General features: G+C 66.8%; 15 protein-coding genes. 10 read left to right on the top strand and 5 right to left on the bottom strand.

The features are described from left to right. Positions 1 to 10 precede the first annotated feature (10 nt). Positions 11 to 202 (top strand): hypothetical protein, encoded by a 192-nt coding sequence (locus AQJ67_RS22970; protein WP_062720937.1) that lies wholly within the window; start codon positions 11 to 13, stop codon positions 200 to 202. 286 nt (positions 203 to 488) lie between these two features. Then, complete coding sequence (locus AQJ67_RS48655; protein ID WP_062720936.1) at positions 489 to 1,076, top strand: hypothetical protein; 588 nt, start codon at positions 489 to 491, stop codon at positions 1,074 to 1,076. Positions 1,077 to 1,215: 139 nt separating this feature from the next. On the opposite strand, the gene AQJ67_RS22960 is transcribed toward AQJ67_RS48655, so the two are convergent. Next, entirely contained in the window at positions 1,216 to 1,479 is a 264-nt protein-coding gene (locus tag AQJ67_RS22960; RefSeq protein ID WP_062720935.1) for a hypothetical protein, read from the bottom strand. 1,457 nt (positions 1,480 to 2,936) lie between these two features. Here AQJ67_RS22960 and mycP (AQJ67_RS45455) point away from each other — a divergent pair. From mycP (AQJ67_RS45455) to AQJ67_RS22920, 8 genes are all read left to right on the top strand, one after another. Further along, positions 2,937 to 4,145, top strand: a complete 1,209-nt coding sequence (mycP, locus tag AQJ67_RS45455) for a type VII secretion-associated serine protease mycosin (RefSeq protein WP_079056119.1) — start codon at positions 2,937 to 2,939, stop codon at positions 4,143 to 4,145. Between the two features lie 146 nt (positions 4,146 to 4,291). Next, positions 4,292 to 4,762 carry a hypothetical protein gene (locus AQJ67_RS22950; RefSeq protein ID WP_062720933.1) on the top strand — a complete coding sequence of 157 codons (471 nt, stop codon included), beginning with the start codon at positions 4,292 to 4,294 and terminating at the stop codon, positions 4,760 to 4,762. A gap of 9 nt (positions 4,763 to 4,771) precedes the next feature. Next, a complete protein-coding gene (locus AQJ67_RS22945; RefSeq protein WP_062720932.1) occupies positions 4,772 to 6,580 on the top strand; it encodes an alpha/beta hydrolase in 1,809 nt (602 codons plus the stop codon). A gap of 79 nt (positions 6,581 to 6,659) precedes the next feature. After that, positions 6,660 to 7,079: a hypothetical protein gene (locus AQJ67_RS22940; RefSeq protein ID WP_062720931.1), complete on the top strand. Its 420-nt coding sequence runs from the start codon at positions 6,660 to 6,662 to the stop codon at positions 7,077 to 7,079. Positions 7,080 to 7,346: 267 nt separating this feature from the next. Next, positions 7,347 to 7,715 (top strand): WXG100 family type VII secretion target, encoded by a 369-nt coding sequence (locus tag AQJ67_RS22935; RefSeq protein ID WP_062720930.1) that lies wholly within the window; start codon positions 7,347 to 7,349, stop codon positions 7,713 to 7,715. Positions 7,716 to 7,798: 83 nt separating this feature from the next. Continuing rightward, positions 7,799 to 8,095 (top strand): WXG100 family type VII secretion target, encoded by a 297-nt coding sequence (locus AQJ67_RS22930; RefSeq protein WP_062720929.1) that lies wholly within the window; start codon positions 7,799 to 7,801, stop codon positions 8,093 to 8,095. Positions 8,096 to 8,240: 145 nt separating this feature from the next. Next, a complete protein-coding gene (locus tag AQJ67_RS22925; protein ID WP_062720928.1) occupies positions 8,241 to 8,933 on the top strand; it encodes a hypothetical protein in 693 nt (230 codons plus the stop codon). 139 nt (positions 8,934 to 9,072) lie between these two features. Then, entirely contained in the window at positions 9,073 to 9,444 is a 372-nt protein-coding gene (locus tag AQJ67_RS22920) for a hypothetical protein (RefSeq protein WP_244190555.1), read from the top strand. A 258-nt stretch (positions 9,445 to 9,702) separates the two neighbouring features. Here AQJ67_RS22920 and AQJ67_RS22915 read toward each other — a convergent pair whose 3' ends face one another. From AQJ67_RS22915 to eccD, 4 genes are all read right to left on the bottom strand, one after another. Continuing rightward, on the bottom strand, positions 9,703 to 9,987 hold the full coding sequence (locus AQJ67_RS22915; protein ID WP_062720927.1) for a hypothetical protein: 285 nt from the start codon (positions 9,985 to 9,987) through the stop codon (positions 9,703 to 9,705). 125 nt (positions 9,988 to 10,112) lie between these two features. Beyond that, positions 10,113 to 11,375, bottom strand: coding sequence for a type VII secretion-associated serine protease mycosin (mycP, locus tag AQJ67_RS22910; protein WP_062720926.1), 1,263 nt, complete (start codon positions 11,373 to 11,375; stop codon positions 10,113 to 10,115). A gap of 15 nt (positions 11,376 to 11,390) precedes the next feature. Beyond that, complete coding sequence (eccB, locus tag AQJ67_RS22905) at positions 11,391 to 12,935, bottom strand: type VII secretion protein EccB (protein WP_062720925.1); 1,545 nt, start codon at positions 12,933 to 12,935, stop codon at positions 11,391 to 11,393. Positions 12,936 to 12,995: 60 nt separating this feature from the next. Beyond that, the gene (gene eccD, locus AQJ67_RS22900) at positions 12,996 to 14,462 is read right to left on the bottom strand and encodes a type VII secretion integral membrane protein EccD (protein ID WP_062720924.1); all 1,467 of its coding nucleotides are present in this window, start codon (positions 14,460 to 14,462) and stop codon (positions 12,996 to 12,998) included. Positions 14,463 to 14,518 lie beyond the last annotated feature (56 nt).

Here is a 14,518-nt window from a genome sequence, read left to right as displayed (position 1 = left end):
GGAGACGACCATGGCCGACATCACGTGGGAAGAGCCGTTCTGTGCCGAGGGTTCGGCCTGCTTCCGCCTTGGCGTGGACGGTGACGGCAATGCCTACGTGGCCATAGCCGGCGCCGAGGACACCTACCTCACCGACACCCGCGAAGCCCTCCGGACGCTGATCCTCGACATCAAGGCGGGCAAGGTGGACCACCTCCTCTGAGGCGCCGTGCCGCCGCCGTGAGGGCCTCAGGTGTTCGCATCACGAAAACCCAAGTGCTGAGCGGTATGCGACATCGCGAGAGGGCATCGGCTGGTGGGCATGATTTTCAGCCATCGACGGTGCCATTGACCGCATTACCTGTCACTGATTCGTGACGTTCGGACGTGACCGGCTGTGCCCAACTTGCCCTCATGTAAGCCCACTTGCATGCGCGAAGTGAGTGTACGAATTGTCAGTGCCCGTAGCTAAAGTGACAGCTGACGCTTTGGCTAACGGGGAGGGTGCTGTGGCGGACGACGGGGCGATCGACGTACCGGTGGCGGACCCGGCCGCATACGCGGAGGGCTTTTGGGGACCGGCTGCGTCGGCGGCCGCAGATGTGTTCGGCGTCGAGTCAGGCCTCCAGACAGCCGTCTCGGCTGTTGGTGATGTCATCACCGAGCTGCAGTCGTTCACGAAGTTCCGGGACCGTATCGATGCGCTGCTGCGGGAGCTGCAGGAGGGCCCGGCGGGTCCGAAGCAGGTGGGGCAGGATGCGATGGCGCGGGCCAGTTTCGGTGGCGGAGCCGGTGGCTGGGGCGAGGCGGCCGGCGTGTTCACCTCGTACGAGACGGTGATCTCGGAGTTGGAGAAGCTGTCCAAGCTGCTCACGGACTCCATCGAGGGCATGAGCATCGCGGTCTTGGCCTCGCACAAGGGCTACGAGAACGTGGATGCGGACGTCCGCCAACGCATGCTGGCGATCAGCACGGGCACGACGAAGCAATACGGCGGTAGCTACGAGCCGCAGGTTCCGGCTGGGACAGGTGGGGAGACCACGAAGCCAGGCGGCACCTTGGGAAGCGGCGACACGTCCGGAGCATCGGGCTTCTGACTGACGGCCGCTCACGCAGTACGGGGACACACGGGGACTACGGGGACACGCGGGGAGACGAGATGGGCAAGGCGGGCAGGGGCAGCGGCCGGACGTCGTTCGAGGGCATGAGCCACGAGGAGATGCTGGCCTGGCTGGATCAGGCCGACGCGGGCGCGGTCGTCGCCGCCGCGGCCAAGCTCAAGAAGGTCGCCGCAGAGATCGAGAAGGCGGGCGAGGAGCTGAAGACGCGCCCGCAGTGGGTGGCCTGGAAGGGCAAGGGCGCTGATGAGTTCCGCAGTTGGAGCGGGGATCTGGCGAACGCGACGTTGAGGCTGGCGGAGTACAGCGCGGGCGCGGCGAAGTGGCTGGACCAGGCAGCCAGCACGATCGCGAATGTCCAGGCGTCGATTCCCCGGAACACGAAGTACGGTCAGTCCCTCCTGAACACGGCGCAGGCCAACCTCGAAGCGGCGAAGGCCGCGCCGAAGGACCCCGATGCGGCGTCCGCTGCCCGTGACTCCACCCGGGACATTCAGGCGGTCATGGGCCAGCGGGAGGCGGACCGGCAAGAGGCTGCCCAGCATATGAGGAAGCTCGGCGAGTCGTACACGTTGTCCGCGCAGCAGATGGACGCGTTGGAGAAGCCGCGTTTTCCACCGCCGCCCAAGGCTGTGCTGCCGCCGAAGGACATCATCACAAGTGAAGGTCTCGCGCGTTCTGGTGGTGCCGCTGGCACAGATGGAACCGGCACTACCGGATCGGCTACTGGCGAACGTGCCTATGGCTCGGTAAGCCCAGGTAATGGAGCTGGTGGGTCGGTTGGCGCTCCCGAGAACTCCGGCCATGCTCCCGGAACCCCTGCCGGGGGAACCCTGCGCCCGCATTCCCCCACGGGAGTGGAGATCGACAGCGTCGCTACCTTGCCCGAGGCGCCAGTTGCGCCGTCGGGGCCGCCGAGTGGCCCGCCACTCGCAGGAGGACGACCGGATGGACCGACGACCATGCCTCCTGGAGTGGTACCTCCGGTGGTCGGAGGTACGCAAAAGCCGACCAGCCCTTCAGCTGGGGCAGGCCGCCCCACTCCTGGAGTCCGGCCGCCGGTGCCCCCTGGGCAACGTCCGATGGGCACCGGGCCTTCCGTCCAGCGCCCCACAGCAGGAGGAGGCATCACGGGCGGGCGGCCAGTGCCCCCGTCTCCGGGACGGGCCAATGGCGGCATCCCTCGGGGCACGGTGATCGGCGGTGAGGGTGTGCATGGCCGTGGCCCCGCGGGCCAGCCCGTCGGTACAGGAAGGCCTGGGACCGTCCAGGGCGGATCGGGGAGTGGCCGTCGCATCGCAGGACAGCCCGAAGGCATTGTTGGTGGTCGCCCTCAGGGGCCGGGCGGCGTGAACGCCCGCCCCATCAGTGCCGGCGGCTCCACCACGGCACGGGGCACGACTCCCGCCACGCCAGGCGGCGGGACGGCTGGTCGCCGCTTCTCCCCGGAAACTGGAGGCATCGTCGGCGGCCGTCCGCAGCAGGCTGGGACGGGGAGTACACGCCCCTTCACCCCAGGCGGCTCTGGAGCGGTACACGGTGCTCCCGGAGACAGCAGGCGTCCTGCAAACCCTGCAGCTCAGGGCGGAACGCGCGGCGAACGGGCAGCTTCAGGCGCGGCACGCCGGCCAGGCGAGCCACAGCAGGGGGCCGGACCGGTTGGCCGTGGCGGACATGCGGTGCCGCCGGGCTCTCGCCCCGCCGAGTCCCGTCGTGAGGATCGCAGAGGCGAGCGCCCCGACTACCTCACCGAAGACGAAGAGACCTGGCAGCAGGGCGCTCGTCGCGCGACACCGCCCGTCATTGACTGAACTCATAAGGATCGCAAGAAGAATGCCGATGCCCACCAGCAACACGCAGCGTCTCACTCAGAGGACCCTGATCCCGGGAGTACTGGCAACCCTGCTGGTGGGTATCGCCGCCGCGCCGTCCCATGCGGAGTCCATCCGTTCCAAGCAGTGGCATCTGACCGCCATGAAGGCGGAAGAGATGTGGAAGATCACCAAGGGGGAGGGCGTCACGGTCGCAGTCATCGACAGCGGGGTCGACGACAAGAACCCCGATCTCCCCGGGCGGGTGCTGGAGGGAAAGGACTTCGCGCCAGAAGCGCCGGGCGATCAGCACACTGACTACCGCAGCCACGGGACAGGTATAGCTGGATTGATCGCCGGAACCGGCGAGAGCGGGGCCGGGGATGGAGCTTTCGGCCTCGCCCCAGGGGCGAAGATCCTGCCCATTCGGGTACCACTGAACGCCACCGTATTCGCCAAAGCGATCAGGTATGCCGTCGATGCAGGAGCCAAGGTCATCAATATTTCCATGGCGGGAGGAGGAACCGCCGTATGGAAACCAGAGAGCGAGGCTGTGAAGTATGCCTTGAGTAAGGGAGCTTTGATCTTCGCAGGCGTTGGCAACGACGGAGACTCTTCTCTCGCTTACCCTGCCGCCACTCCAGGAGTCGTCGGAGTAGGGGCGATCGGCCAAGACCTCCGCAAGACCGCCGAGTCACAGTACGGTCCCCAGGTAGACCTGACCGCGCCGGGCACCGATTTGGTCCACGCTTGCCGTTACAAGACGGGCCTGTGCAACTCCCATGGCACGAGTGGCGCCACCGCCCTTGTCTCGGCAAGCGCGGCTCTGATCTGGTCGAAGCACCCAGGTTGGACCAACAACCAGGTCCTCAGGGTGATGCTCAACACCGCTGGCGGACCAACGAGCGGCGCGAAGCGGAACGACTCCATCGGCTACGGAATCGTGCGTCCACGGATCGCCCTGACGACTCCCGGCGATCCCGGCCCAGCCGACGAGTACCCTCTCCCAGACCTTGCCGCTGCAGACGCCAAGTCCCCGTCCCCACAGGCCTCTGAGCCCGCTGGAAACAAGAACGAGGAAGACAAGCAGTCCGCCGCCGTCCCCGCACGCGACGACGACAGCGACACGGCGCTCTGGATCAGTCTGGGCGTGGGCGCTGCCGCCCTACTGGGCGCTGCAACCGCCATCCCTCTAGTGCGCGCCCGACGCCGCAACACGACGTCCAACGTTCACTGAGTACGGATACTCAGTCGCGCTGGTGGCAGATGCGGATGGGGCACGTGATGCAGCGGCACTACCGTATTTCGCGACCACCGCAGCGTCGCGGTCGCACGTTCACAACCGTTCGACGGCATTGAACAAGACACGGGGAGGGGCCACGCATGGCGTGGGACGAATGGGAGCAGCTCAAGGCTGCGGTGGCCGAGCGGCACACCGCGCAGGTGCAGCTCAACCAGTTGCCGGCCGACCAGGGGAGCAGCGGCACGAGCGGTGTCTACGGTCCTCCTTCCGGCAGGATGCGGTCGGACAGGGACGCGTGGTCCAAGGCGGGGCAGGGCGTCGGCGCGCTGCGGGGGAACATCAGCACGGCGCTGACGAAGCTTGAGGACGGGCAGAAGGGTTTCGGTGGTGACTCCGGGTGTCTGACTGCTGCCGCCCAGCGGGACGTGTACGGCTCCTGGGAGCGCTACATCAAAGATGTGAGCGGGCGGTGCGAGACGCTGGCGGAGCTGTTCGAGAAGGTGGGCAACGATCTGTTGAGGACCGACGAGGCGATCAAGGGTGAGATTGCTCGGGTGGAGGTCCAGTACAAGGACACGCCTGGCGTCGGCGGCCAGGCCGGGGGCCGGTGATCGGAGACCATGGACTACACGACACTCAAGGCCCTCAGGCCCTCCGAGTACTCGGACGCGGCGGACGGATATCGCAGAACCAGCGACATGGCCAGCGCGGCCAAGGACCGCATCGAGAACCAGATCGCCGCGGCCCTGCAGAAGGACAACGAGGGCGAAGCACTGGACTCAGCGCTCAAGCAACTGCGTGAGCTGGGAGGGAACCTCCACTACGTGCAGGTGGAGTGCGGTCTGGTCGCCACGGCGCTCGACGGGTTCGCATACGAGTTGGAGGCGGCCAAGAAGAAGTTGGAGGCGGCGGTCGAGGGCGCGCAGGCCCAGAGGCTCACCGTGCACTCTGATGGCTCGATCAGCTATCCGCCAGGCGGGGAGAAGGCTGACGGCAAGCTCTCCGTCGGCGGCACGGTGACCGGTCTGACGGACTCGGTGGCCTCCGCCGTGGGCCGTCAGGCGGCCAACGTCGACCCCAATCCCAACCACCTTCTGGCACGGGACTACGCCGACCAGATCGCCACCGCTATCGAGGAGGCCACGGAGGCCGACGAGAAGTGGGCGCCGAAGCTGCAGGCGTTGAAGGCCGATGACGACCTGACCGTTAGCGACCGGGACTGGGCCGATGCGTCCTCGGACACGAAGGGTGTGCAGACGGCAGGCAAGGAGTACCTCGACTCGCTGCCGCAGCCTCCCAAGGACGGCAGTCCCGAGGACAATGCGGAGTGGTGGAAGAAACTCAGCCCCGAGGAACAGGCTGCGTGGATATCCACCAACCCGGAGACTGTCGGAAAGCTCAACGGACTGCCGTCAGAGGTCCGGGACGAAGCCAACCGCATCGTTTTCAGCGAGACGCGCGCACGCCTCCAGATGGAACTGGACTCCATCCCGAAGTCGCCGACCAATGAGTGGACGTGGATCACATCGGGTCCGTACCCGTCCAAAGTGCACACCGACGAATGGATGGAGTGGTATCGACAGTACGGCGACCGCCAACAGCAGCTGAACACGACCCTCAAGGGAATGCAGTACATCCAGGATCGATTCGATCGAACCGGTGAAGGAGGCCTGCCCGAGGCGTACCTGCTCGGCTTTGATCCAACTGGACTGGGTGATGGAAAGGTCATCATCGCCAACGGTAATCCAGACCAGGCGGACCATACGGCTGTTTATGTCCCCGGTACGTTCTCCGGTCTCGATAAGATTGGGGAAGGAGATAACCACGGAGACATCGGTCGAGGGGAGCGGCTATGGTCGGAGAGCAACACGTTCTCTCCGACCCAGAAAATCTCTACGATCACCTGGCTCGACTACAACGCCCCGGACAGTATCGTTCCACAAGCAAGTAGCGGCAAGTACGCGGAGGAGGGCGGTCCGCGTCTGTACGACTTCCTGCAGGGGAACAGGGCAGCCCACGAGAACGTCACTGGTAGCACTGCCCATACGACGGTCATCGGGCACAGCTATGGCAGCACGGTTGTGGGTGTTTCGGCACAGTCCGGGAGTTGGAACGACTCGGTGGCGGTCAACGACTACATCTTCGCCGGGAGCCCGGGCGTCCAAGCGGACCACGCAGCAGATCTAGGGGCGGGTGCGGATCATGTTTGGGCGATGGGCGGTCCTGGAGATGACCAGGTTGTCCGGCAAGGCGGTCGTCTGATGGGGCTCGGCGACAACTTGACCATTCCCACCGATAAATCGTTTGGTGGAAACGTCATGAAGAGCGACTCGGACGGGCACAGCGGATTCTGGAATCAGGAATCCGTGAGCCTCAGTAATCAGGCCGCTGTGATCACCGGCAATTACCATAGGGTTGAACTTGAATAGGCGAATTTGGGGATTTGCACACGCTGCTGCGGCCTGTGCTCTGCTGGCTGCATGCGCGCAGGGAAGTGAGGCATCCGGAATGAAAGTGCGCGATGGGGATACGGTCAAGGCGGAGACCGAGCAGGCATCCAGTCAGATCCTGGAGATGATGGCCCTCAAGGGTAAGGTGACCGACACTGGGGCCATGGCCATGGGGTGCACAGACGACGACTCGGACGAGGAAGTCTACCGCGCCCGCCATTCCTGGAGCGTCTATCAGGTTCCTGTCGCGGACATGGAGAAGGCCATGAACCGCGTTCGCGACGGCCTGCCCAAGAAGGGCTGGAAGATCGTAAAGGACGGCGTGGACGACAGCCCAGCCAAGAGTCCGCAGATCATCGCCGAGTCCAAGGGGAAGGAATTCGCGGTGGATGTTCGGCTTTACGATGAGCGAAAGTACAGCGACAATCCTTCACTCATCAAGGTAGCAGTGGAATCAGCCTGCTATCGGTCCAAGTGATTTCGACTCCCGCCTCTCCGGCGTGGCGCAAGCCGATGATGCCTTTGTCAAGACCTGGCCCAAGCATTACTAGGACACCGCGGGGTGGAGACGCTGCCAGCATCGAAGTCGATCTTCATTCCTCCGACGGGCGATGTTCTGAGGGGTGGGGCTCAACTACGGAACCACTACGCGGCGAAGCGTGACGAGGCTGCTACGAAGCCCCTGCGGCCTCTCCAAGCCGTCGAGCCCACCACAACACCGGAAAGCACCAGAAGGGAAAAATAAATGGCAGGAACCCAGAAGGTCACAGATGACGTACTGCGGAAGTTCGAGCAGGAACTCAACGAACGCTTCGGATCGGTGAAGCAGCAACTGCAGCAGCTGCACGCCGTGATCGACGGCGTGGAAGGCAAGTGGCAGGGCCAGGGCGCCGTGTCCTTCGACCGCAAGCAGACTGAAATCAACGAGCGCATGGCCTACATCGGCAACCTGCTCGTCCGCTTCCAGAGCGCGGTCAACGACAACCGCCGCATCGCCGGCAGCACCGACGAAGAGATCTTCCAGGCCCTGGCAGGCATCGACACCGGCTCCGCTTCCGGCTCAGCCGGGGGCACCGCCCCGGCCAGCAAGACCTCGGCCTTCTCCGGCATGTAACTCGCGCACGGCCGGGCGGCGCCCCAACCGGCGGTCGCATCAGCACCTCAACACATCAGCCATGAAAAGCAGTTGGAGGAGCCATGGCAGTAGACAACGGCACAATGCTCGTCACCTACGCGGAACTTGAGAGGGCCGCCGGGGACATCACCAGCCAGGCCAAGAAGCTGGACACGGACCTGGAAGCCCTCCAGCAGCGGATGAAGGACCTCTCCGCCTTCTTCGAGGGCGAGGCCAAGACCGCAGCGGACGGTCTCCACCGTGAGTGGGACATCAAGGCCAGGGAGATCCACCAGGCCCTGAACGCCATCGCGAACGCGGTACGCGAGGCGAGCGCGGCGTACAGCGCTGCGGACAGGAAGGCTGCCGCCAACTACTGACGGTCAGCGACTCAGCGGAGCTTGCTTCAGGGTGGGTACGCACGGGAGGTACCCACCCTGAGTGGCTTCGGCTGAGTACGTGCACCGACTCCCGCTGGGTATCCGCGCCCATCCAGCGCGCTCCTCGCAGGCATACCGTCCCCCTATGCCCGAGCAGACCGTACCGACCAGCACCACCACCGCATCGACTGGGTCCAGCTCCCCCTCTACCGGCCTCACTGCCCTCGGATGCGGTTGCGCCGCGCTCATCGGCATACCCCTGGTGGCCGTACTCGTTCTTATCGGCACGCTCGCCTGGGACAACCGGGGATCGTCCGACTTCCCCCGCGTCGCTCCCGAGGACATGGCGAGCCGCGTTTTCAAGCGCTCCCAGGAGGCGTACGACGTCATGGGGTTCAAGCGCACGGTGGAACCGGGAGTCGAGGACATCGGCGTCAGCACGGAGAACACGCTCAGCTCCGACCTTTGCTGGACAAGCGGTTCGCTGGGGCTGGAGGACAAGACCGTCGACGGCGCCTACGAGATGAGCCACGACTGGGCGCTGGACCACGTGCCCGCGAGCCAGGCCGTCTCCGGCCTCCGCCGACTGGACCAGCACTTGAAGGACGACGGCTGGGAGGTCACGGCCTACCGTGAGGGCGGGCAAGCCAAGTCCTGGAACCTGTACGTGCAGCGGGATAACGAGGACGAGCGGATGTCCTTCACCTGGTACCCGGACCGGGAGTACTTCACCGGCGGCGCCACCATGCCTTGCGCCTACGATCCCGGATGGGAGACCGGCGACACCGACCCGTCCGACGACCGCCAGACGCCACCCGTCCTCGGGCCCGGGCAGTAGGGCGGAACCCCGTTCCAGGATTCCGTGGGTGACATGTCCAGTTGAGTACGAGTCCGCTTGAGGTGAGTATCCGGCCCCCATTCCGTGGCGCTGTCTTCGCGACGAAGATCGCGCACACCTCACAAGGAAGGAACCGACGGTGAATCTGAGCCCCAAGGCCCACGCCGCCCTGTACAGCCCCTATCGGCCGACACACCAACCCAGCCGGGGCGAGACCGTCGTCGCCCTGCTGGCCGGCGGACTGTGGGCGCTCACCCTCGGGTCACTTGCCTGGTTGACGTTTCTCGTGGGCATGGTGGCGGTCTGGGGAGCGGCGGCAGGGCAACCGATCGGAGACCTCCTGCGACCGTTCTTCCTGACCGTCGCCGCCGCTGCCGCCACGCTGATCGCCCTCGCCTTCGCGCCCGGCATTCGCCGTCTCGCGCCGGCGACCCGTCTGCTCTTCCTGGGCGCCCTGGCATGTCCGGTACCCACCTGCCTCGCGATCCTGACCTGGACTCAGACCGGCTGACGGCGCACCAGGGCGACTGCCCCGGGCGCACGACCTCCCCGAGCATTGTGGCCGCGAGCCCGGCGCGGTCTCATCGTCGCTGGCAGGACGCCTGGAGGCGCTACGGGGCGACAACGACGATCCCGTCGGCTGGGAGTTGCACCAGCTGCACGCCGTGTCAAGCGTCGCAGCGACGTCGACAGGGATTCGAGTACGGTCGCGCTGATGGCCGAGCAGGACCAAGGGCGGGGTTCGTGACGTACGCGTCCAGGATTCCCCTCACTTGGCCTCTGGCTTGGTTTGGCGGGCCAGGCGGAACAGGACCTGGGAGTACACGATGGTCGTTGCCCCGGTGATCGTCGGGATGACCGCGAGCGCGAGTATGCCCACCAGTGTGTGGCTGTCTTCGGCGTATCTGCCGAACATGCCATATCCCCGGTCGTCGTCCATCAGCCACCGATAGCCGAACCACCCCCACATCGCCAGCGACAGCAGCATCCACCCGATCGACCACTTCTCGATCCGATGCGCGTCCCGGCGGAACTTTTCCATGTCGACTGTCATCTCTCTCCCCGTTCAGCGGTGATCAGTGGCCAGTTCACCACGCCCCGTACATGACCGCGGCAGAGCCCTCATGTTCACGTAGGCACCCGTTGGCCCCTGGTGGTGCAGCACTGCCATGAAAACCGTCACTTCAGCCCTTTGACCTGCGACGAGCCCTCGGCCCTCCTCCGGCCGTCCCGCATCGCCACAGACCCGCCCGCGATGACTGCCACCAGTAGCAAGCTGCCCACCACCACATAGGTCCCGAGCCGTACCGCCCGTTCCTGCGGGGTTTCTCCGAGCGGGAGTTGAGCCACCGTGGGGGCCTCGGCGCGCCCGGCACCCTCGTTGCTCGGTACCGGGTGGTCGATCGGTTTGTCGTCCTCGGTCAGGGCGCGTACGGGGTCGACCACACCCCAGCCGACCAGACGGTCATGGCCGGGGATGGAGCGTTCCGCGGTCTGCATGATCTGGGCGGCGATCTGCTTCTGAGTCCAGTCCGGGTGCTTGGCTTTGATGAGGGCGGCGACTCCGGCGACGTAGGGCGCGGAGAAGCTGGTGCCGTTGTCGGCGCAGTGTCCCCCGCCGGGGACGGTGGAGACCATGTCGACGCCGGGGGCGGCGACGTCGACGAAGTCGCCGGACTGGGAGAAGGCGGCGCGTTCGTTGTTGCGGTCGGAGGCGGCCACGGCCAGGACGCCGTCGTATGAGGCCGGGTAGGTCTTCTTCACGTTGCCGTCGAGGCCGTCGTTGCCCGCCGAGGCCACGATGACGATGTTCTTGGCCAGGGCGTTGTCCACCGCGCCTTTCAGCGTGGAGGTGGCTGTGATCGGGTTGACCGTGTCCTGGGAGATGTTGATGACGTCGGCCTTGGCCTCGTTGGCGGCGTGATTGATGGCCCTGGCCAGGCTGTCGGTGTCGCCGTGGCCCTCGGCGTCGTTCTGCTGGATCGGGATGATCGTCGCCTCGGGGGCGAGGCCGACGAAGCCTGTGCCCTTCGCCGGCCTGGCGGCGATGATTCCGGCGACCTTCGTGCCGTGACCCACGGTGTCGGTGGTGCCGTTGTCGCTGCCGCGCTCGATTTTGTTGCCGTTGTCGTCCTTGAGGTTCGGCGGCAGATAATTGCGGCCGCTCTTGACGTCCACCGCCGGGGCGAGCTGGCGGTTCTTGACGTCCACACCGGTGTCGATGACCGCGACACGGACACCCTCGCCCGTGGACTGCTTCCACAGCTCGTCCAGCATGACCCGTTGCAGCGCCCAGGGGCGGCCCTCGTATGTCTTGCCCGGGAAGGTGCACTGACCGGCCGTGCCGGCGGCGGTGGCGATGGGCGCCGGGGACGCCGCCGCGAAGGCGAGAGCGGCGGCGGCCGTTCCGACGATCCGGCGCACGCGGGGATGCCTACGCATTGCTCGGTCCGCCTCTCACGAGCCCTGCGGCTGTCGTGCCGCGCCCGTCGACAGCCGCGGCCCCGTGGGCAGGAACGCCGACCAGGCGGCCGGGATCGGGGCCGGTGTGACGTCTTTGTAGCCGAGGCGGTTCTGTGCCTGCTGCGCCTCCTGCAGTGCCGCCTCGCGCTGTTCCCGTCGCTCTGTGGCCGAGCCGGAGGAGCCGATGCCGGCGTCGTCCGACTCGCTGTCGCCGTTGGACTGCATCGCATAGCGCAGACCGGTGTCGGTGACCAGGAAGAAGAAGCCGGAACGGGTCGACGAGCCCGTGAACTGGCGGAAGAACTGGCCCGAGCCGGGAGTGACGTACGCGCTGCTCGAACCGGTGGGGAGGGTGGCCGGGAAGTCCTTGCCCGCCCAGGTGCTGAGGGTCGTGGCGCCATTGTCCTGGTCCACGTCGCGCAGAATGTTGCACACGGTGTTGCGGCTGCCCTCGTCGGTGCTCGCCGAGTTGACCGGCTCAGGCTTCTGCTGGGGCCAGGTCTTCTCGGCGCCGAAGGGTGCCCCGGGTGTGAAGCTGCCGGCGCTGACGGGCGTCGCACGGCTCGCCTGTCCGAGGTCGGTCAGGGCTTTGCTGCTGAGCAGGAGCTTCGCTGTGAAGTCGGAGACCGGGGCGACCCGTCCCCGCAGGACGACGTACTGCTGGATCCTGGTGCCGGAGGGGGCCTGGAGGACCATGCCCACCTTGTTGGCCGCCGTCGGCAGCTGGCCCTGGATCCCGGCGTCGGCGCCGGGCCGGCCCGGGATCTCCGGGAAGGTGATGGGGTCGCCCTTGTGCAGGGTTGCCAGCCAGCCGGCTGACACCCGCTGGGGCTCCAGGCCTTCGCCGACGACTGTGCGCAGCAGCAGTTCCTCGTTCTGGACGGGGTACGCCGTCCCCTTGGCGTCGACGACGTAGCGGGTGCGCTCCGGGCCCGGGCCTTCCACGTACATCAGCTCGCCGCCGCGCAGCCGCTCCGCGCCCTCGGTCCGGTCCATGTCGCGAGCGGCGAGGACGAAGGCCGCCTTCTGGATGGCACGGCCGCCTTCGCCAGGGCGCTCGCAGACCACCCAGCGCTTCTTCGACCCGGCTTCGCCGGCATCGGGCAGACGGTCGGGGGCATAGGGGATACCGAGGGTGGGGCCGTGCGGGATCTTGCCGTTGTCGAGGACCGATTCGTCGACGTTGATGACCTTGCCCTTGTCGGGCGCCAGCAGCAGCTTCGCCGAGGACATGTTGAGCACCGGGTGCAACTGCGTCTTGTCGTCGGTCGTCAGGATCACGTACCGGGTGGTCGACTTGCTGGAGATGATGATGTTCTCTTCGGGCTTGTCCCAGCCCTGCGGTGCGGCGGGCTTGAACATGCCCCAGGCCCCGAAGGCCGCGAGGACGACCGTCGCGACGATCGCGCCCGGCACGACCGCGCGCAGGGGGCGGGGCCAGCCCTCTTCCGTGCCGTTCGGATTCGGCTGCAGGAACTGGCCGACCAGGCGCCGCCGCGCGAAGGTGTAGGCGTTGAGCTCATCCCGCCGTGATGCCATCGTTCTGCTGCCTCTTTCCCCCGCTGGTTGTTCTGGTTGTTCTGGTCCCGTACGAGGAACTCACGATGAGAGCGAGCGCATCTGCTGGTAGGCGCCGAAAACCGCAAGACACAGCGGCAGCAGCGTCAGCAGCACGAAACTCTCGGCGATCTCCAGGAATCGGCCCCAGAACGGGGTGACCCCCTTGCGGGGAACGATCAGCGCGATCGAGGCGATCGCCCCGGCGACGACGGCGACCGCGACCGACAGCCACACCAGCCTGACCGCCATGGCCGTGCCGTCACCCCGTAGAGCCTCCAGGACCATTCGGCCGGGCGGGTTGAGGGAGAGCCCGAGCCCCAGGAGCACCAGCGAGGCAAGGCCCGCCGCGAGCGTGCAACCCACCTGAACCGTGTGCCGGAACAGGTGGGCGCGCATCAGCAGGGCCAAACCCGTGGCGAACGCGAGGAGCTGGGCCCAGACATCGTCGGAGAACCCGAGTACCGCGGCTGCAGCCGCTGCGATCAACGCACATCCGCCCACCAGGCCGAGCAGCAGCTCGTGGCCGCGCCGCGCTTGCGCGGCGATGCGCTCGGCGTCGATGACGGCCGACACCTCAGCGGCTTCATCATCGGTGTCGTCGTAGTCGCTGCCGATGGCGGTGCGCGGCGGGTCGAAGCCGATGGGAAGGCGGGCGAAGCGGGTGGCCAGGCCCGGCAGGAAGGCGAGAGCGCCCAGGGCGAGCGGGGAGCAGACCGCCGCGATCTCCGCCGGCCGCATTTCGGCGAGGATCGCGACGAACGTCAGCAGCATGCCGATAGCCGAAGCGAACGCAAAGGCGACGAAGGGGCCGTCGCCGCTCGGTGTGAGGAAGACCAGTACCACGGATCCCACCAGCACGGCGGCGCAGGCGAGCAGGAACTGCAGCCTGCCGATGCCCTCCCCGGCCGGCAGCGCGAGCAGACCGCTGCCCGCGACTCCCAGGTTCGCGAGGGCGCCGACACCGAAGGCCACCGACGAGCCGCGGTCGTCGTACACCCGGGCGCGGACCGTGGCGATCGCCAGCAGGACCAGGCCCGAGACCGCGGCCACGATGCCCGGAAGCCCGTTCATGTCGTGCCGGACGTCGGAACTCCAGGCCACGAAGGCGAGCAGCATCAGCAGCACACAGCTACCGAAGAGGCCTGCGGTGCGCAGGAGTTCGTCGTTCCACAGCGTGCGGTCGCGGGTGACGGCGCTGGCCGTGGCGTGCGAGACGTCGTCGAACACCGCGGGCGGGAGGGAGTCGGCGAAGGGACGCAGCAGGAGGAAGTCGCCGTCGGCGATGCGCTGTGCGGCGAGCGAGCGTGCCTCGTCGAGCACCGTGCCGTCCCGGCGTACCAGGTGATAGCCGACCGGGGCCCCGGGCGCCGGCGTCTGTCCGGACAGGCGCAGGATCTCCGGGAAGAGGTGCGCGAGGGGAATGTCGTCGGGCAGTGCCACATCGATCCGACTGTCGGGTGCGGCCACGATGATCCGGCGGAAGCCGGTGCTGCGAACGGTCGGCATCCCTGGTCCCCAGTGCTGCCCCGGTCCCGGATGAGCCCCCGCCCCCGGATGGCCCC

The sequence above is a fragment of the Streptomyces caeruleatus genome, from assembly GCF_001514235.1.
Classification (GTDB): Bacteria; Actinomycetota; Actinomycetes; order Streptomycetales; family Streptomycetaceae; genus Streptomyces; species Streptomyces caeruleatus.
Note: the sequence above shows the minus strand (reverse complement) of the source record. Positions and strands in the feature narration are given on the sequence as shown.